Origin of the sequence: Streptomyces sp. CB02414, from assembly GCF_001905385.1 — a bacterium.
In the GTDB taxonomy this organism is placed as follows: domain Bacteria; phylum Actinomycetota; class Actinomycetes; order Streptomycetales; family Streptomycetaceae; genus Streptomyces.
The window spans coordinates 576,219-594,989 of sequence record NZ_LIPF01000004.1 but is presented as its reverse complement, the minus strand read 5'-3'; the positions used below and the strand labels follow the sequence as shown (position 1 = coordinate 594,989).

14 protein-coding genes are annotated in these 18,771 nt (G+C 73.4%); 8 read left to right on the top strand and 6 right to left on the bottom strand.

All coding sequences use genetic code 11. The features are described from left to right. Positions 1-191 precede the first annotated feature (191 nt). On the bottom strand, positions 192-1,883 hold the full coding sequence (locus AMK11_RS16765) for a family 20 glycosylhydrolase (protein ID WP_073727808.1): 1,692 nt from the start codon (positions 1,881-1,883) through the stop codon (positions 192-194). A 290-nt stretch (positions 1,884-2,173) separates the two neighbouring features. On the opposite strand from AMK11_RS16765, the gene AMK11_RS16760 reads away from it, so the two are divergent. Both AMK11_RS16760 and AMK11_RS16755 read left to right on the top strand, forming a co-directional pair. Further along, entirely contained in the window at positions 2,174-3,445 is a 1,272-nt protein-coding gene (locus AMK11_RS16760) for a glycoside hydrolase family 1 protein (protein ID WP_073727806.1), read from the top strand. A gap of 10 nt (positions 3,446-3,455) precedes the next feature. After that, complete coding sequence (locus tag AMK11_RS16755) at positions 3,456-4,034, top strand: TetR/AcrR family transcriptional regulator (protein WP_073727804.1); 579 nt, start codon at positions 3,456-3,458, stop codon at positions 4,032-4,034. An 84-nt stretch (positions 4,035-4,118) separates the two neighbouring features. Here the strand turns inward: AMK11_RS16755 and AMK11_RS16750 are convergent, their stop codons facing one another. Together AMK11_RS16750 and AMK11_RS16745 are read right to left on the bottom strand one after the other, a co-directional pair. Then, positions 4,119-5,339: a serine hydrolase domain-containing protein gene (locus AMK11_RS16750; protein WP_241846995.1), complete on the bottom strand. Its 1,221-nt coding sequence runs from the start codon at positions 5,337-5,339 to the stop codon at positions 4,119-4,121. Continuing rightward, positions 5,336-7,666, bottom strand: coding sequence for a glycoside hydrolase family 3 C-terminal domain-containing protein (locus tag AMK11_RS16745; protein WP_073727802.1), 2,331 nt, complete (start codon positions 7,664-7,666; stop codon positions 5,336-5,338). The genes AMK11_RS16750 and AMK11_RS16745 overlap by 4 nt, the downstream gene beginning before the upstream one ends. Positions 7,667-7,899: 233 nt before the next feature. Between AMK11_RS16745 and AMK11_RS16740 the strand changes: the two genes are divergently transcribed. Next, the gene (locus AMK11_RS16740; RefSeq protein ID WP_073727800.1) at positions 7,900-8,817 is read left to right on the top strand and encodes an SGNH/GDSL hydrolase family protein; all 918 of its coding nucleotides are present in this window, start codon (positions 7,900-7,902) and stop codon (positions 8,815-8,817) included. Between the two features lie 7 nt (positions 8,818-8,824). On the opposite strand, the gene AMK11_RS16735 is transcribed toward AMK11_RS16740, so the two are convergent. Next, entirely contained in the window at positions 8,825-9,466 is a 642-nt protein-coding gene (locus AMK11_RS16735; RefSeq protein ID WP_073727798.1) for a TetR/AcrR family transcriptional regulator, read from the bottom strand. A gap of 203 nt (positions 9,467-9,669) precedes the next feature. On the opposite strand from AMK11_RS16735, the gene AMK11_RS16730 reads away from it, so the two are divergent. The 4 genes from AMK11_RS16730 to AMK11_RS16715 are packed head-to-tail and all read left to right on the top strand — an operon-like array spanning position 9,670 to position 14,861. Continuing rightward, positions 9,670-11,199 (top strand): ABC transporter substrate-binding protein, encoded by a 1,530-nt coding sequence (locus tag AMK11_RS16730; RefSeq protein WP_073727796.1) that lies wholly within the window; start codon positions 9,670-9,672, stop codon positions 11,197-11,199. 34 nt (positions 11,200-11,233) lie between these two features. Beyond that, entirely contained in the window at positions 11,234-12,175 is a 942-nt protein-coding gene (locus tag AMK11_RS16725) for an ABC transporter permease (protein WP_073727794.1), read from the top strand. Further along, on the top strand, positions 12,172-14,010 hold the full coding sequence (locus tag AMK11_RS16720) for a dipeptide/oligopeptide/nickel ABC transporter permease/ATP-binding protein (RefSeq protein WP_073727792.1): 1,839 nt from the start codon (positions 12,172-12,174) through the stop codon (positions 14,008-14,010). The genes AMK11_RS16725 and AMK11_RS16720 overlap by 4 nt, the downstream gene beginning before the upstream one ends. Continuing rightward, a complete protein-coding gene (locus AMK11_RS16715; RefSeq protein WP_073727790.1) occupies positions 14,007-14,861 on the top strand; it encodes an ABC transporter ATP-binding protein in 855 nt (284 codons plus the stop codon). Before AMK11_RS16720 ends, AMK11_RS16715 begins: the two co-directional genes overlap by 4 nt. 48 nt (positions 14,862-14,909) lie before the next feature. Here AMK11_RS16715 and AMK11_RS16710 read toward each other — a convergent pair whose 3' ends face one another. Then, positions 14,910-16,025, bottom strand: a complete 1,116-nt coding sequence (locus AMK11_RS16710; protein WP_073727788.1) for a MerR family transcriptional regulator — start codon at positions 16,023-16,025, stop codon at positions 14,910-14,912. A 196-nt stretch (positions 16,026-16,221) separates the two neighbouring features. Here AMK11_RS16710 and AMK11_RS16705 point away from each other — a divergent pair, with 196 nt between their 5' ends. Continuing rightward, positions 16,222-17,196 carry an aldo/keto reductase gene (locus AMK11_RS16705; RefSeq protein ID WP_073727786.1) on the top strand — a complete coding sequence of 325 codons (975 nt, stop codon included), beginning with the start codon at positions 16,222-16,224 and terminating at the stop codon, positions 17,194-17,196. An 18-nt stretch (positions 17,197-17,214) separates the two neighbouring features. On the opposite strand, the gene pdxR is transcribed toward AMK11_RS16705, so the two are convergent. Further along, the gene (pdxR, locus tag AMK11_RS16700) at positions 17,215-18,675 is read right to left on the bottom strand and encodes a MocR-like pyridoxine biosynthesis transcription factor PdxR (protein WP_073727784.1); all 1,461 of its coding nucleotides are present in this window, start codon (positions 18,673-18,675) and stop codon (positions 17,215-17,217) included. Positions 18,676-18,771 lie beyond the last annotated feature (96 nt).

Here is an 18,771-nt window from a genome sequence, read left to right as displayed (position 1 = left end):
CAGGACCGCGACCCCTGCCAGGGCGACCACCCCGGCCCCGTAGCGCGCCCGTCCAGCCATCCCGCCCGCCCCTTCCGGCGTCACCGCCCGCCGATTCTCCCGCCCGGTGCGCTCCGGGCGGCGGAGGACGAGGACAGGGGGAACCACCGTAGCCCTTCGGCACCGACCGCGTGCAGGACCGGGCGGACGGCCTATGCGGTTCGTCCCGGGCGCGGACACCCCGCCGTACTCCTCGGCGAGTTGCCGGGTTCCCCGAGATCAGCGGGAAGGTCCGGGGCCGGCCAGGGGATCTCGGTGGAGGCCAGGTAGGAGAGGCCGCGCTCGCGCCAGAGTCCGCCGTGGCGGGCGAGGACTTCACGGTGGCTTTCCCAGTCCGGGCCGCTACCGGTCCACGCGGTGTGGGCGAGGGAGGCCAGGCGCGGAAGCAACAGGGTGGTCAGGTCGTCGAAGCCCTGGATCGACTCGCCGAAGACCGTGGCCGTGATCCCCGCGATCCGCTCCTCGGGGATCGCGTACGCGGCGGGGTCCCAGGCGGCGGTGTGGCGCACGTCGCGGGGCCGGTACGCGGGGAAGCCCAGGCGGGCCGCGGTGCCCGCCTGTTCGGGCGGGACGATGTCCGGTGCGTACCGGCGGTCGAGGTAGAGGTGGGACTGGGGGGAGAGCAGGACGCGTCCGCCGCCGTCCAGGACTCGGGCGAGGTCGTGGTCGGTGGGTGCGAAGAACCTCTTGAGGGCCGCGACGACGGCCAGGGTGTAGCCGGCCGCGAGCAGGTCGGGGCGGAGGTCCAGTTCCTCCTGGGTGTCGGGCAGGTCCATCATGGGCACGTCCACCCAGAACTGGGCGACGTCCTCCGGTGTCACGCCCGCGCGTGACGCCTCCTGCCAGGCCAGCGGGCGCTTGCCGGCCGCCCGTACCAGGGCGCGCAGTTCCCGTACGGCGAGGGCGAAGCTGTCCTCGGTCATGCCCAGCGCCTCGTCGCCGCCGATGTGCACGTAGGGTCCGTCGGTCAGCCGGCAGACCTCAGTGAGGACGGAGGCGACCAGTGAGTGGGTCGCGGGGTCCGCGAGGTCGAGCGGCGGGACGTAGGGGAAGCGGCCCTCGAGCCCTTCGGGCGCGGGCGCGGCGGGCAGTCCGGGCACGGCTTCGCGCAGGGCGGCGCAGTGGCCGGGCAGGTCTATCTCCGGGATGACGGTGACGAAGCGCTCGGCCGCGTAGTCCTGGAGGGCGCGGTAGTCCTCGGCGGAGTAGAACCGCCGGGCCGGGCCGTCCGGCGGTGTGGCCGCCGCCCTGGTGCCGGTCCGGTCGGGCGGGGGCAGGCGCCAGCCCTCGTTGTCGGTCAGGTGCAGGTGCAGGACGTTCAGTTTGTAGAGCGCGGCGAGGTCGACGATCCGGCGGAGCTCGGCCGGCGTGAGGTAGCAGCGCGCCGGGTCGACCATGAGGCCGCGCCACGCGTACCGCGGTGCGTCCGCCAGTTCCCCGCACGGGACGCGGGCCGAAGTGACGGCGATGAGCTGCAGCGCGGTGGTGGCGGCGCGGAAGACCCCCTCGGGAGTGGCCGCCCGGCAGGTGATGCCGTTCTCGGTGACCGTGAGGCGGTAGGACTCGTCGCCGGGCGGCGTGGTGCCGCGCGGCGAGAGGCCGACGGGCGGCGGCGGGGCCGGCTCGGCGGTGTCCAGGACGAGTTCGAGGGTGCGGGCGGCGGTGCCGGCCTCCTCCGGGGACAGCAGGCGTTCGCCGAGGTGCGGAGCGAGGAGCGCGCGGACCGTGCGGGCGACGGCGGTGAGCCGGTGGCCGGCGGCGACGCGCCAGGGTCCGGAACGGTCCAGTTCCCCGCCGGTGTCGGCTTCCGGCCGCACCGCGGCCCCCGGAACGACTGCGTCCATGTTTTCTCCTCCACGCCTCTCGTGCGGTGAGTGGGACGGCCCTCCCGGACGGCAGCGGCGGTCACCGGCCGGTGCGGCACCGTCCGCGCCGGACCCTCGGCCCCGGCGCCCGGTCAGGTGGGCGGGGGCCGCGGGACGGCGGCCGTTCCGGAGGGTTCCTGTCCGGTGCGTCTTCCTGCCGGAGCGGCATCGCCTGTACGCTAACACGAAAACCGATCGATGAACGCTTTTCATGGAGTCCGGCCCCGCCCTCGCGCGCCCCCCTGGCTCCGAGGCGGAAGGAACCCCGTATGACACCCACGACCGGGCCCGGTCTCGTGCTGCCGCGCGGCTTTCTCATGGGAGCCGCCACCTCCGCCCACCAGGTCGAGGGGAACAACGTCTCCAGCGACTGGTGGGCCATGGAGAACCGGTCCGACAGCTCCGTCGCCGAGCTCAGCGGTGACGCGGCCGACAGCTTCCACCGCTGGCCGCAGGACATGGACCTGCTGAGCGGACTCGGTTTCAACGCCTACCGGTTCGGCATCGAGTGGGCACGCGTGGAGCCGGAGCGCGGGCGGATCTCCCGCGCCGCCGTGGCGCACTACCGGGCCATGGTGCGCGGCGCCCTGGAACGCGGGCTGACACCGGTCGTGACACTGCACCACTTCACTTCGCCGCGCTGGTTCAGCGAGCTCGGCGGCTGGTCCTCGCCCGAGTCGGCCGAACTCTTCGCCGCGTACGCCGCGGTGGCCGCCGAGGTGCTGTCGGCCGGCGTGCGCCATGTGGCCACGATCAACGAGCCGAACATGGTCGCCCTGATGCACACGCTGCTGCGCACCGCGGACCGTACGCCGGCCAGGGGCGGTGACCACTCGGGGGCGGTCGCCTTCGACCCCGGCTCACTGGAACCGGACGCCGTCGTCACCCGTGCGCTGGTCCGCGCGCACCGGGCGGCGTTCTCCGCGCTCAAGGCCGCCGATCCGGACCTGCGGGTGGGGTGGACGGTCGCCAACCAGGTCTACCAGGCGGAGCCGGGCGCCGAGGAGATCGCCGCCGCGTACGCCGGCCCGCGGGAGAACGTCTTCCTGGAGGCCGCCCGTGAGGACGACTGGATCGGCGTACAGGCGTACACCCGGCACCGGATCGGTCCGGACGGTCCGCTGCCCGTGCCGCCGGGCGCCGCGAAGACGCTGACCGGCTGGGAGGTGTACCCCGAGGCCCTGGGGGAGGCGGTACGGCACACCGCCTCCGTCGTCGGTCCCGGTGTGCCCATCCTGGTCACCGAGAACGGCATCGCCACCGACGACGACGCGTTGCGCGTCTCCTACACCAGCAGGGCGCTGGCGAGCCTGGCCGCCGCCCTGCGCGACGGCGTGGACGTCCGCGGCTATCTGCACTGGAGCGCCCTGGACAACTACGAGTGGGGCTCCTACCGGCCGAGGTTCGGACTCATCGCCGTCGATCCGCGGACCTTCGCACGCCGGCCCAAGGATTCGGCCCGCTGGCTGGGCTCGGTGGCCCGCTCGGGGCGCCTGCCGGACACCCCCGCCGCGGCGGCCGGCGTCGCCCACGCGGGTTAGGCTGACCGGCATGGCGAAACGGGGCCCGTACGAGAAGGGCGAGGCGAAGCGCGGCGAGATCCTGCACGCGGCGCTGGAGATCTTCGCGGCCGAGGGATACCGGGGGACCTCGCTGCGCAAGGTGGCCGCCCGGTGCAATCTCAGCCTCCCCGGGCTGATGCACTACTTCGACTCCAAGGAGGACCTGCTCACCCAGGTGCTGCGCATGCGCGACGAGACCGCCCGCCGGCGGCAGGACGAGCGCACCAGCCCCGAGAGCTACCGGGAGATCATTCGTGAGGGTGCCCGGACCCCCGGTCTGGTGGAGCTGTTCGTGTCCATGGCGGCGGCCGCCAGCGACACGGAGCACCCGGCGCACGCGCACTTCGCCGAGCGCTACCCGGTGCTGCGGGAACGGGTGGCCGGGTACGTGCGCAAGCGGATGGACGAAGGCTCCATGACGACCGTCGTTCCGCCCGAACGGCTGGCGGTGCTGCTGCTGGCGGTGGCCGACGGCATCCAGTTGCAGTGGCTCATCGACCGGTCCACCGACATGGAGCAGCCGATCGACGACGTGATGCGTCTGCTCGCCCGGGACCGGGAGGACTGAGCGCGGCCGGCGGGTGCGGGAAGGGCGTGGTGGCGTGGCCCGGTCCGGGTTCCCCCCACGCCCTCCGGTACCGCCGGGCCCGTGTCAGGCTCGGCCGGCACGGGCCGAGGCCTCCCGGACCGCCTCGGTCCACGGCAGCCATCGCGGGTCCGGGCCGGCCGACGGCTCCCAGGACATGGCCGTGCAGACGTAGCCGACCGCCAGGCGGTTCTCGGGATGCGCCATGCCCAGCCGTCCGCCCGCTCCGGCATGGCCGAAGGGGCCCTCGCCGAGGAGCGGTTCACCGGGGCGGGGCAGCTCGAAGCCGAGGCCGAAGCGGGACCTGTCCGGTCCGTCGAACCGGTGCAGCGGACCCGGCGGCGGAAGGTGATCGGTGTGCGGAGCCCGGGCCCGGCCGACCGTGGCCGCGGACAACAGCCGTACGCCGTCGACCTCGCCGACGAGCGCCGCGTAGAGCCGCGACAGCGACCGGGCGTCACCGATGCCGCCCGCCGCGGGGATCTCGGCTGCCCTCCCCCGGCGTGTGTCGAACGCCGCGACGGCAACGGCCAGTTCACGGGCCGAGGCGCTGAGGAACCGGGCCGTCCGGTCGTCGGGCGTGAGGCCGAGGCGGCCGATCGCCGCGTCGATCTGCTCGGCGCCCGGCGCGGGCCGGAGGGCGGACTGCCGCACGAACCGGCGCTCGGCCGACCGCGGCAGGCCCATCCAAAGGTCCAGCCCCAGTGGTCCGGCCACCTCACGGGCGAAGTAGGTTCCGATGCCCGCGCCCGCCACCCGGCGGACCACCTCGCCGACCAGGTGGCCATGGGTGAGGGCGTGGTAGTGGTACGCCGTTCCGGGCTCCCACAGCGGCCGCATCGCCGCCAGGCCGCGGACGCGGGCGTTCCAGTCGAGCAGACCCGGCAGTCCGGTGCCCGCCGGGTCGTCGGTGAAGGCGGGCAGTCCCGCGCGGTGGGCGAGCAGGTCGGCCACGGTGGTGTGCGCCTTGCCCGCCGCGCGGAACTCCGGCCAGTAGCGGGCGACGGGCGCCGCCAGGTCGAGCCGGCCGCGCTGGGCGAGGAGATGGGCGCAGGTGGCCGTCATCGCTTTGGAGACGGACATCAGCACGGTGACCGAGTCCGGGCCGAAGGGCCGTCCGGCCGTGGCCGCCGTGGACCGGGTCCACAGGTCGACCACCGGCCGGCCCGCGTGGTGGACGGCCAGTTGAGCGGCACCGGGGTCGTCCGCCTGTGCGTGGGCGAAGGCTTCGCGCACCGCCTCCCACCCCGGCCGCACGCTGCCGTGCACCGCCGCTTCGGCGGTCACCGGGAGGTGCCGCGCGAAGCGGCGTCGGCCTCGGCGGCCAGGTCCGCCACGTCCTCGGGCGTCACCGGGCTCTGCGGGAACTCGGAGATCACGTCGAGCGGCACGCCGGCGAGGAAGCGCCGCATCACGGGGTCGTCCATGGCGCCCGGTCCGGCGTCGCCGCCCCGCGCACGTGCGAACCGTCGTGCCAGCAGCGGTCCGCCCACGGGATGGCGCAGCCACTCCGCGAGCGAGTTGCGCCCGGTCAGCCACAGCCGTGAGGGATCCCCGTCCAGCACCACCTCGGCCCACTGCCGTACGTCGCGTGACGAGGAGCCGACGTCGATGCGGTGGACACCGCCCTCGACCCGCCAGCCGCCCTCGCGTGCGCTGTAGTGGGCCAGGTCGGCGCGAGCCAGTTCCACCACGGCCTCCCGGCTCTCCCCCGGGGCCAGGGTCACCGAGGCGAAGCCGCGCAGTTCCCTCGGGGGCCTGGCGACCTCGGAGTCCGCCGGTCCCGCGCTGTAGACCTGGACCACCTCCCGGCCGGTCCGGTCACCGGTGTTGGTGACGGTCACCGTCACGGTGACCGCCGCACCGTCCTCACTCACGTCCACGCGCAGGCCGGAGTAGGCGAACGTCGTGTAGGACAGCCCGTGGCCGAACGGGAAGGCGACCTCACGGCCGGCGGCGTCGTAGCCGCGGTATCCGGCGAACACGCCCTCGCCGTAGCGGACCCGGCCCTCCTCTCCGGGGAAGGACAGGTGGCTGGGGCAGTCCGCCAGGCGCAGCGGGATCGTCTCGGCCAGCTTCCCGGACGGATTGACCTCACCGAACAGCACCCGGGCCAGGGCGCCCCCGCCGGCCTGGCCGAGCAGCCAGCCCTCGACCACGGCGGGAACCGTCTCGTGCCAGGGCGACGTACGCACCACTCCGCCGTTGGACAGCACCACGCACACGCGGTCGTTGACGGCGCGGACGCGCTCCAGCAGGCGCAGTTGGCCGGCGGGCAGGTCGATGTGGGTGCGGTCGAAGCCCTCCGACTCGTCCTGTGCGGCCAGGCCGGCGAAGAGCACCACGGTGTCGCTCCCGGCTGCCAGCCGTACCGCTTCGTCGGCTGCCGCTCCGCCCGTGTCCTCGTCGCCGGAGAGGGCATAGCCCGGGGCGAACTCCACGCGGACGCCGTCGGCGAGCCGCCGCAGGCACTCCAAGGGCGTGTCGAGGCGGGTGGGCGTCACCTGGGAGCTGCCGGCGCCCTGGTAGCGGGGGGTGCGGGCCAGCTCGCCGATGACGGCCACGGTGCCCGAGGAGCGGTCGAGGGGCAGCAGCCCGGCGTCGTTCTTCAGCAGCACCACGCACCGGTCGGCGGCCTCACCGGCCAGCCGGTGGTGTTCCTCGGCGGAGAACCCGCCGTCCGCCGGCGCGCTGTCGGCCCGCTTCCCGTCCGCGGCCCGCCGGGCGAAGCGGACCAGGCGGTCGACCGCCTGGTCCAGCACTGCCTCGTCGAGGTCGCCGTCGTCCACCGCGGCGGCGACGTCCCGGTCGGTGCGTCCGCCGGTGCCCGGCATCTGGAGGTCGAGGCCGGCGCGCAGCGCGGCGACCCGGTCACGGACCGCGCCCCAGTCGGACATCACGATGCCGTCGAAGCCCCACTCGGTGCGCAGGATGTCGGTGAGCAGCCGCGCGTTCTCCGACAACGGCACACCGTTGACCGCGTTGTACGAGGCCATGACGGACCACGGACGGTCACGGCGCACGATGCGTTCGAAGGCGCGCAGGTAGATCTCGCGCAGGGGGCGCTCGTCCACGTCGGCGCTCACGCGCATGCGGTCGGTCTCCTGGTTGTTGGCCGCGTAGTGCTTGAGCGCCGCGCCGACACCCGCCTCCTGCAGCCCGCGGACCATGGCGCCGCCGAGCTCGGCGGTGAGCAGCGGGTCTTCCGAGAAGTACTCGAAGTTGCGTCCGCACAGCGGCGACCGCTTGATGTTGATTCCCGGTCCGAGCACCACGTGCACGCCATGCGCGGACGCCTCGGCGGCGATCGCGCCGGCGACGCGGTGGACGAGCTGGGGGTCCCAGCCGCTGCCCAGGGCCACGGCCGGCGGGAAGCAGGTCGCGGGTGCGGCGCTGTGCAGGTCGAACTGGCCGCCGTCGCCGCTCTCCTTAGGTAGCCGCAGACCGTGGGGGCCGTCGGACAGGGTGACGGCGGGGACGCCGGCCGCGGCGAGCCCCGTCGTGACGAAGTCGCCCGCGCCGCTGGTCAGGGAGGCCTTGTCGGCCGTGGAGAGGGACGGCGTGGACGGGTACCGCTCGGTCGCATGCGCGCCGGTCGGGATCTGCTGGGTCATACGCGCACCTATTCGGCTTCGGTGATACAGGCGAGTACGGGTGAACCGGGAGTCCGGTCGGGAGAGGCGCAAAAAACGTAAGTTGATCGGTTTTTACTGTCAAGGGTTGTCTACTTGCCGGTAGCCGGGCGGCGCGGGCGCCGGGAAGCGGTGCCGCGCGGCCTATTGACGACCAGAAACCGATCACCGTACGGTTTTCGCACCTTCCCTCACCGCCGAACAGAGGAACCGCCATGCCCCCCTCCAGCCCGCCGGCCGGCGCACCCCCCGGAAGACGCACGACACAGCGCGCGGCCACCGTCACCGCGGCCCTGACCGCACTGGTCTGCACCGCCACGGGCGCCTCCGCGGCACCCGCACCGCCGCCGGCGGCCGGGCAGAACACCGCCGAGGTGCGCTACGTGGCGCTCGGCGACTCCTTCAGCTCCGGACTCGGAATCCCCGAACCGACCGACCCGGCCTGCGGACGCTCCTCGGCCAACTACCCCACCCTGGTCGCCCGGGCGACGGAGGCCGCCTCCTTCACCGACGTGACCTGCGCGGGCGCCGCCACCAGCCACCTGACGGCACCTCAGGACTCCGTCCCGCCGCAGCTCGACGCCCTGCGCCCCGACACCACGCTGGTGACGCTGGGCATCGGCGGCAACGACCTCGACCTGACCGGGGTCATCACGCGGTGCGTACTCCTGGGCTACCTGGCCCCGCAGGGCGCACCGTGCAAGCAGAGCTACACACTCTGGGGATCCGACGAGATCGGCTCCCGCATCGAGGCCGTCGCACCACGCCTCGACGCCGTCCTCGAAGAGATCCACGCCCGCTCCCCGCAGGCCCGGGTCCTCCTGGTCGGGTACCCGGCGATCTTCCCGGACGACGGCTCCGCGTGCCGGGAGACGGTCGCGCTCGCCGAGGGCGACTTCCCCTGGCTCCGGGACAGGACGAAGCAGCTCAACACCGTGCTGGCACGGCAGGCCTCGCTGCACGGCGCCGGTTTCGCCGACGCCTACGGTCCCTCGGTCGGACACGATGTGTGCAGGCCGGCGGGCGTGCGCTGGATCGAACCGGAGGAGACCGCGGCGGCGGCCGGATTCCACCCCAACGCCGCCGGGCACCGGAGTACGGCCGATGCCGTTCTCGCCGCCCTCACCGGCTGACGCCGGCTCAGGACCCGCCCTCCTCGGGCCGGAGTCCGACGCGGACCAGGTAGTCACGGACCAGGTCCTCCATGTCCACGGCTTCCGGTTCCAGCAGCCACTGGGTCTGCAAGCCGTCCATCAGCGCCAGCAGTTGCCGGGCGACGACCGCCGGTTCGGGGGTCGTCGGCGGATCACCCGGCGCCCTCAGCGCCTCGACGAGGACGGTCAGTTCCTCCCGCAGGACCCGGTAGCGCTCGCGGAAGTAGTGGTGGGCCGGGTGCCCCGGATCGGTGGCCTCGGCGGACAGCTTGGCGTAGAGCGCCACGAGGCCCGGGGTCGAGGCGTTGCGGGCGACCAGACCGACCAGTGCGCGCAGCCGCTCGGCCGGGTCGGGTTCGGGTGCGCCGGGATGGGTGATGCCGGGAAACACCGACTGCGCGTCGGTCCGGTCGCGGCGGCCCAGCACCGCGGTCAGCAGCGACTCCTTGCCGGGGAAGTGGTGCAGGACGCCGGCGTGGGTCAGCCCCGCGTGGGCGGCGATGTCCCGCAGCGACACGGCGTTGAAGCCCGACCGGGAGAACAGTTCGGTGGCGGAGTCCAGGACGCGGGCCCGCGTCCGCTCGCCCTTGGAGAGGCGCCGCGGGGCGTCCTCGGGTCGTGCGCTCACTTCAGCGGGCTCCTGCCGTCGGCTCCGGTGCGTCACGGGAGTGCCCCGGCAGCCCCGCTTCGCTCCCGGAAGTTACCAGCCGGCCGCCCCGGCCGACCGCCTTCCGCCGACAGAAACCTACCAAGTGGTTAGTTCTGCGGCTAAGCTCACCGCCCATCTCGTCCGGGACGTCCCTCCCCGGCTCTCCACACGGAGCGATCCTCATGACCAGAAGCAACCGAACCGGGGCCGCGGCCGCTTGTCTGGCGGCGACCCTCGCCGTCGCGGGATGCAGCGGCGCCGGCACCACGGGCAGTGGTTCGTCGACGCTGAACATCGCGACCATGACGTTCCCGCAGAGCCTCGACCCCGCCCAGGCCGTCGGCAGCGCCCTGCCGTTCTTCCAGGCGACGTACGACACCCTCGTCAAGCGCGAGCCGGACGGTGAGTTCCGGCCCATGCTCGCCACCGCCTGGAAGTACAACGCGGACCGCACGGAACTCGCCCTCACCCTGCGCGAGGACGTGAAGTTCGCCGACGGCACCGCCTTCGACGCGGCGGCCGTCAAAGCGAACATGGAGCGTTTCAAGAAGGGCGGCGGGGCCGACGCCAAGTGGCTGAAGGACCTGGAGGCGGTGGAGGTGAAGGACGCCTCCCACGCCACGCTCAAGCTGAAGCAGCCCAATCCCGCCATGCTCTTCTACCTGAGCGACGCGGCCGGCCTGATGGCCAACCCGGCCGCGTTCGGCAAGGGCGACAGCCTCAAGACGACCCCCGACGGCACCGGCCCCTACCGCCTGGACAAGGCGAAGACCACGATCGGCACCAAGTGGGTCTACCAGCGCAACCCCGACTACTGGGGCGAGGAGCTGCCGTACGAGACGCTGACGATGAGCTTCTTCGACAACGAGACGGCGATCGTCAACGGCCTGAAGACCGGCCAGGTGAACGCCGCCCTCCTGCAGAGCGCCGACCAGCAGATCAGCATCGAGTCCGACCCGCGGATGAAGACGACGAAGCAGGAGTTCGACTTCCAGGGACTGCTGCTCTTCGACCGGGGCGGAGCACTGACGCCCGCGCTCAAGGACGCCCGCGTCCGCCAGGCGCTCAACCTCGCCGTCGACCGCGAGACGATGCTCCGGGCCATCCGCCAGAACCGCGGCGAGATCACCTCGCAGGTCTTCGGCCCCGACACCCGCGGTTACGCGGAGGAACTCGACACGTACTACGCCCACGACCCCGACCGGGCCAGGGAACTGCTGCGGGCGGCGGGCCACGCCGACGGGTTCACGCTGAAGCTTCCCCGGATCTCCGCCATCGTCAACGACGCGCTCGCCGCCTCGCTGACCGCCGACTTCGAGGCCGTCGGGGTGAAGCTGGTCTGGGACGACCTCGACGGTGCCTCGGCCGTGCGGAAGGTGTTCACCGACCGCGCGTACTCCGGCATGGTCATGAACATCGGCCAGTCCTCGTCGGACTGGGTCGTGGTCGACGAACTCGTCAACCCGGGCGCCTTCAACATGTTCGGCACCACCGACGCCACCGTGCGGGAACTGGTCGCGCGCGTCCAGTCCGGCACCGCCGAACAGGCCGGGACCGCCGTGCGTTCCCTCAACGAGCACCTGGTGAAGCAGGGGTGGTTCGTGCCCTTCTACCGGATGAGCTACCTGCACGTCTCGGACGGCACGGTGACCGTCCACCCGCAGTCCGGCATGGCCGTCCCGTCGATCTACAACTACTCCCCCGCCAAGTGACCCGCCCCGGCGCCCGTCACGGATACCGAGTGCCATGCTGACCTTCATCGCCCGCCGGACCGCGTCCGGTGCCCTGCTCCTGGTCGTCATCTCGCTGCTCACCTACGTGCTGCTGTCGATCCCCGACACCGACATCGGCCGGCAGCTCCTCGGCCAGGGCGCCGACCAGGCCTCCGTCGACGCCAAGAACGCCGCCCTGGGTCTGGACCGGCCGGTACTGGAGCAGTACGCGGACTGGCTCGCCCACGCCGTGCGCGGCGACCTCGGCATCTCGTGGTTCACCAGTGAGGACGTCACCACGGCGGTCTGGGGCCGGCTGCCGGTCACCGCCAGCCTGATGGTCGGCGTCACGCTCGTCACCACGACGGTGTCCTTCCTGCTCGGCGTCTGGGCGGGAGTGCGGCGCGGCGCCGTCGACCGCTTCGTCCAGGTGCTGGGTGTCGTGGGCTACGCGCTGCCCGGCTTCCTGGTCACCCTCGTCCTCGTGCTGGTCTTCGCGGTCCGGCTGAACTGGTTCCCGGCCATCGGCTACGTCCCGTTCGCCGAATCGCCCGGCGGCTGGCTGTCCACCATCACCCTCCCGGTGCTGTCCCTCTCGGTGGCTTCCGTGGCCGGCGTCTCCCAGCAGGTGCGCGGCGCGGTGATCGACGTCCTGCGCCAGGACTACGTCCGTACGCTGCGCGCCCGCGGCCTGCCCGCGTCCCGCATCGTCTTCCGGCACGTCCTGCGCAACGCCTCCGCCCCGGCCCTGTCGGTACTCGGCATGCAGTTCGTGGGACTGCTGGGCGGCGCGGTCGTCGTGGAGCAGATATTCGGTCTGCCCGGCATCGGCAGCATGACCGTCACCTACACCACCCGCGGCGACATCCCCGTGATCATGGCGCTGGTCATGCTCACCGTGGTCGGAGTCGTCCTGATCAACCTTCTGGTCGACATCGCGATCGGCTGGCTCAACCCGAAGGCGAGGGCCGCATGAGCGAGAACCTTCCGGCCGGACCGCCCGCGACCGCCACGGACTGTACCGGCGGCGAGGCGCGGGCGACGGGCCGCGGGGCGACGCCCGGTCGCCGCGTCCTGCGGCGGCTGTCGCGCAACCCGCTCGGCGCCGGGTCGGCCGCCGTGCTCCTGCTGCTCGTCGCCGCGGTCCTGCTGGCGCCGTGGCTGGCGCCCCAGGACCCCTCGGCCGCGTCCCTCGGCAACGCCTTCGCCGGCCCCGGCGGCGCCCATCCGCTGGGCACGGACTCCGCGGGCCGCGACATCCTCTCCCGCATCCTGTACGGCGGGCGCAACACCCTCGGCGGAGCGCTGATCGCCCTCGGCATCGCCCTCGCCCTCGGCGTGCCGGCCGGTCTGTACGCGGGCTACCGCGGGGGCAGGTTCGACTCCGCCGCCAACTGGACGGTCGACCTGGTCATGGCGCTGCCCGCCATGGTGGTGCTCCTGGCCTCCCGCGCCATTCTCGGCCCCAACGTGTGGGCCCTGATGGTCGTGCTGGGTGTGCTCGCGGCACCGAGCTTCCACCGTCTGGTGCGCGGAGTCGTCGCGGGCGTGCGCAAGGAGCTCTACATCGATGCGGCCAGGGTCTCCGGGCTGTCCGACGCCCGTATCGTGTCCCGGCACGTGCTGATCGTGGTCCGCGGCCCGGTCATCATCCAGGTGGCCCTCGTCGCCGGTGTCGCGATCGGCCTCCAGGCCGGTCTGGAGTTCCTCGGCGTCGGCAGCGGCTCGTCGGCCACCTGGGGCGCCATGCTCAACGAGGCGTTCCAGAACGTCCAGCGCGCGCCCCTGCTGATGCTGTGGCCGGGGCTCGCCCTGGGCCTGACCAACGGCGCCCTCGTCCTGTTCGCGTCGGCCCTGCGCGACGGGCTGGAGGACCACTCCGGGCAGCCGTCCGCCCGGCCCCGGCCCGTACGCCGCACACCGGCCACGCCGGGCGCGCCGAACCGTACCGTGGAACGCTCCCCGGACGACCGGGCCGAACTGCTGTCGGTGCGCGGCCTCACCGTCGCCTACGCGCAGCCGGACGGTGCCGACAAGCAGGTCGTGCACGGAGTCGACCTGGACGTGCGTGCCGGGGAGATCGTGGGGCTCGTCGGGGAGTCCGGCTCCGGCAAGACCCAGACGGCCTTCGCCGTGCTGGGCATCCTGCCCGACGGCGGACGGATCGCGGGCGGCAGCGTCCTCGTCGGCGGAGCCGAGCTGGTCGGACTGCCCGAACGCGAGCGCCGCGCCCTGCGCGGCCGCACCGCCGCCTACGTCCCGCAGGAGCCGATGAGCAACCTCGATCCCGCGTTCACCGTCGGCAGCCAGCTCATGGAACCCATGCGTCATCTTCTCGGGCTCTCGCGCAGGGACGCGGCCCTGCGTGCCCTGGAACTGCTGCGCCTGGTGGAGATCCCCGACCCCGAGCGCACACTGCGGCTGTACCCGCACCAGATCTCCGGTGGCATGGCCCAGCGAGTGCTCATCGCCGGCGCGATGTCCTGCGATCCCGGACTCCTCATCGCCGACGAACCCACCACGGCACTCGACGTACGGGTCCAGGCGGACATCCTGGACCTGCTGCGCAGGCTGCAGCGGGACCGCGGGCTCGGCGTCCTCCTGGTCACCCACGACCTGGGAGTGGTGGCCGACCTGTGCGACCGCGTCGCCGTGATGAACGGCGGCCGGATCGTGGAGACCGGCACCGCCGAGCAGGTCCTCCACTCCCCCGTGGACGCCTACACCCGGACCCTGCTCGACGCCGTCCTCGACGACGCCCCGGCACGGGACCGCCGACAGCCCCGAAAGGCGAGGAGCACAGCCGTATGACCGCAGCAGAGACCGCCGCTACCGTCCCCGCGGCGCCCCTCCTCCGCATACGGGACCTGCGTGTCTCGTACCCCGGACGGAGCCGGCGTGCCCCGCACACCGAGGTGCTCAGGGGCGTGTCCCTCGACGTCCGGCCGGGCGAGACCCTCGGCCTGGTCGGGGAATCCGGGTCGGGCAAGACCACCATCGGCCGCGCCGTCCTCGGCCTGGCGCCGGTGCGGTCCGGCACGATCACCTTCGACGGGGAACCCGTCCACACGGCCGGCCGCTCCCGCCGCCGCGCGCTGAGCCGGGACCTCCAGGTCGTCTTCCAGGATCCGTACACCTCCCTGAACCCCTCGCTCACCGTCGGGGACACCCTGGCCGAACCCCTGATCGCGCACGGGACGAGTCCGCACGAGGCCCGGGACCGTGTCCGCGGCCTGCTCGACCGGGTCCACCTGCCCGCTGACGCCGCCCACCGGCTGCCCCGCGAGTTCTCCGGGGGCCAGCGGCAGCGCGTCGCCATCGCCCGTGCCCTGGCCCTGCGCCCCCGGCTCGTCATCTGCGACGAGCCGGTCTCCGCCCTCGACCTGACGACCCGAAGGGCCGTGCTCGACCTGCTGCTGGACATCCAGGAGGAGACGGGCACGGCGTACCTCTTCGTCACGCACGACCTGTCCGTGGTCCGCTTCATGAGCCACCGGGTGGCGGTGATCCATCGCGGCGAGATCGTGGAGACGGGCGGCGCCACCGACGTCACCGGTGCGCCGCGGCACGCCTACACGCGGGCACTGATGCTGTCGGCCCCGGTGGCGAACGTCGCGGCGCAGCGCCGGCGCCGGGAGGCGGCGAAACGTCTCGCCGGGTGAGGCGGCGCGCGAGCGCCGCGGCGAGCGTCCGGCTGTCCGGCCGCCGGTTCAGGTCACGAGAAGGCGCAGGCCGAGCTCCGCGGCGTCGAGGGCGACGACGTCGCGGTTGCGCTCGGCCCACCGGCCGGAGGAAAGGTCGTCGCGGAGGCCGTCCACCGCCCGCTGCTCCGCCTCCGGCCCGACCCGGGCCCACACGGACACCGCGCGGCGTACCTGTTCGTCGAGGTACGCCTCGGGCCGGCGCCAGTGGGCCTCGAAGAAGCCGTCGGCGCAGTCCCAGGGCACGAGCACCGGTTCCGCACGGCCGTCGATCGCGCGGGCCAGGTCGGCCAGTGAGGGCCAGTCGGCGAGGAGGGCGCCGAACTCGGGCAGGTAGTCGCGGGTGAGCCAGAAGCGGTCGCGCCAGCCGGTGCTGCCGGCGTCATAGGTGAACACCACCACCCGGCGGGCCACGCGGCGCATCTCCCGCAGACCGGCGACCGGGTCCGGCCAGTGGTGGACGGTGCTGACCGCCATCGCCGCGTCGAACGACTGGTCCTCGAAGGGCAGGCGCTCGGCGGCGGCGGCCACGCAGGGCGCCGAGCCCGCCGGGCGCTGCGCGCGCATGACGGCCGACGGTTCCACCGCTGTCACCTCACGGTCCGGCGGCTCGTAGGAGCCGGTGCCCGCCCCGACGTTCAGTACGGTCCGCGCGTCCCCGAGCGCGTCCCAGATCCTCTCGGCGATCCGCGGTTCGGTGCGCCGCGTCGCCGGGTACGCGGATCCGATGACGTCGTACAACTGCGCGCCGAACACTTTCAGTTGTTCCTCCGGTGTCGTGTTCATCCCCATGGCCCGTGCCTCCAGTTCCCTGTCGATGGCCGTCACGGCGGCAGCGGCCTGATCGCGCCGGTCCAGCAGCAGACCGCGCAGACGGCGCAGGTGCGCCACCGCGTCGGTGGCGGGGTCGTCGACCAGGTCCGCGATCTCGCGCAGTCCGAATCCCAGTCGCCGGTAGGCGAGCACCTGCCGCAGTCTCTCCACGTCGTCCGCCGCGTAGGCCCGGTATCCGGAGGCGGTGCGCGCGGACGGCCGTACGAGGCCGATCTCGTCGTAATGGTGCAGCGTGCGGACGCTGACGCCGGCCAGTCCGGCCACGCGTCCCACGGTCAGGTGCGCTTCCATGCCGGGGACTATGCGGCATGACGCCACGTGAGGGTCAAGCACCCGAGGCCGGATTGGGCTGCGGCCGGCGCAGATCGGTCCGGTTTTCCGGCGTCCCAATGGACCGGGACACCGGACCGTTGTCTTCCTACGGTGGAGCCGTTCCTGTCCGAGCCCGCACGTCTTCGGCGTACGGGCACGAAGCGAGGTGACACCGTTGCTCCGACGCCGAGTCGGGGGCCCGTCGGGCCCCGTCGTCAGCGCCCTGTGCCTGGGCGCACTGCCCTTCGGCACCACCGTGGACGAGAAGACGTCCTTCGCCATTCTCGACCGGTTCACCGAGGCCGGCGGCGATCTCGTCGACACCGCCGACAACTACGCGTTCTGGGTTCCCGGCGGGAGCGGGGACGAGAGCGAGAGCACCGTCGGCCGATGGCTGGCGAGCCGCCGCATGCACGACAAGGTCGTGATCTCCACCAAGGCGGGGGCCCGGCCGACCGTGCCCGGCAGCGGCCTGGAGACGGCCGAGGGGTTGTCGGCACCGGTGCTGCGCAAGGCCGCGGAAGACAGCCTGCGCCGCCTGGGCACCGATCGCCTCGACCTGTACTGGACGCACATCGAGGACCGGTCCGTCTCCCTGGAGGAGACGCTCGGGGCGCTCGATGAACTGGTCGGCGGCGGCAAGGTGTCGGTGCTCGGCTGCTCCAACCACGCCACCTGGCGGACCGAGCGGGCCCGCGCGATCTCCCGGACCAACGGCTGGACCGCGTACACCTGCGTCCAGCAGCGCTACTCCTACCTCCAGCCGCGCTTCGACGTCGGACTGCCGGAGAGCGGGCACGTCCATGTGACCGCCGAGCTCCTCGACTACGTGCGCAGTGAGCCGGACCTGACGCTGATGGCATACTCGTCGCTGCTCTCGGGCGCGTACACACGGCCCGACAAGTCCTTGCCTGCCGCCTACGACCACCCCGGAACCGGGCAGCGCCTGGCCGTTCTGCGGGAGGTGGCCGCCGAGCTGGGGGTCACGGCCAACCAGGTGGTACTGGCCTGGCTGCTCGGGGGTGACTCGCCGGTGATCCCGATCGTGGGGGTGAGCTCCGTCGCGCAACTGGACGAAGTGCTGGGCGCGGTGGAGCTGGAGCTGCCCGGGGAGAGCAGGGCGCGGCTCGACCACGCCGCGACGGGCTGAGGGGCCGCGCGCCGCCGCTCAGCGCGGGCGCCCCCCGGCCCTCCCCGCCTCGGCCCGACCGCCGGTGTGCCGGGCCGCGTCGACGGCCTGTGCCAGGCGTCGCACGGCGCCGGGCACGGCCCGGTCGGCGAGATTGCCGTAGCCGAGGACCAGCGTCGGGCCGGCGGCGTCCCCGGTCCGCACCACGCGGTAGTCGTCGAGGTCCGCGAGCCGCACGTCGCGCCGTGCGGCCTCCTCGACGACGGCGGGCGCCGGGCAGCCCGACAGGGACAGCAGCAGATGGAAGCCGGCCGCGGCGCCGGACACCCGGAACCCGGGCAGCGACTCGGTGAGTTCGCGCAGGAGGTGGTCGCGGCGGCGTTTGTAGCGCAGCCGGGAGGCCCGCAGGTGGCGGTCGTAGGCTCCGCGGTCCAGGAACCGGGCGAACGCCTCCTGGTCGATGACGGGCGGTGGCATGCCTGAGACGTGGTCCGCGGCCAGGGCGTCGGCCCAGCGCGGCGGCGCTGCCGCCCAGCCGATCCGCAGGGCCGGCGAGAGCGTCTTGCTGAGCGACCCCATCAGCACGACGTGCTCCGGAGCCATGCCCTGGAGGGCGCCCACGGGGTGGCGGTCGTAGCGGAACTCGGCGTCGTAGTCGTCCTCCAGTACCAGGCCGTCGACCTCGCGGGCCCAGGCGACCAGATCGGCTCGGCGGGCGGGGGCGAGGACCACGCCGGTCGGGAACTGGTGGGCGGGAGCGAGGATCACCGACCGGACCTGCGGCGTGCGCCGCAGCAGGTCCACCCGCAGGCCGTGCCCGTCCACGGGAACGGGGACGGGCACCAGACCCGCCGCCCCGGCCGTGGCGCCCAGCCGCGACCAGCCGGGGTCTTCCACGGCCACATGGGTGTGACCGTCGGCCCGCAGGGCGCGGCACAGCCTGAGCACCGCGTCCAGGGTGCCGGCGCAGACCACGAGCTGCCGGGCGTCCAGCGACGCGCCGCGGCCCCGTACGAGGTACGCGGCCAGTCGTTGCCGGAGCCGGGCGAGACCGGCCGCGTCGGGGTAGCCGAGCTCGCCCCATGTGAGTGCGCCGGTGGCCTCCCGCACGGCGTCCGCCCACCGTCCGCGGGGAAACGCCCGCAGGTCGGGCACGCCGGGCAGCATGTCGAACTCCGGCTCCCACCGCGTGCCGGCATCGGTGGGGCTCGTCGCCGGTGCGGTCACGGCCTGTGCCCGGACCCTGGTGGCCGAGCCGCTGCGTGCCTCCAGGTACCCCTCGGCGACGAGCTGTGCGTACGCCTCCGTCACGACCCACCGCGAACAGCCCAGGTCTGCCGCGAGGGACCTGCTCGGCGGCAGGACGCTGCCGGAGGCGATCCGCCCGCCGGTCACCGCCGCCCGCAGCGCACGGGCCAGCCGGACGTGCATCGGGCCCTCGGCGGGACGGCCGAGTTCGAGGAAGGTACCCCAGGCCGAGTCCGTCCGATCGTCTGCCACGGCGGTCGATGCTACCGACCGGCCCGCGCAGGTCGAGCGGCGGGCGCGGCGCTCGGCATGGGCGGAACACTGCCTCCACCGTGTGGGACCCGGTCT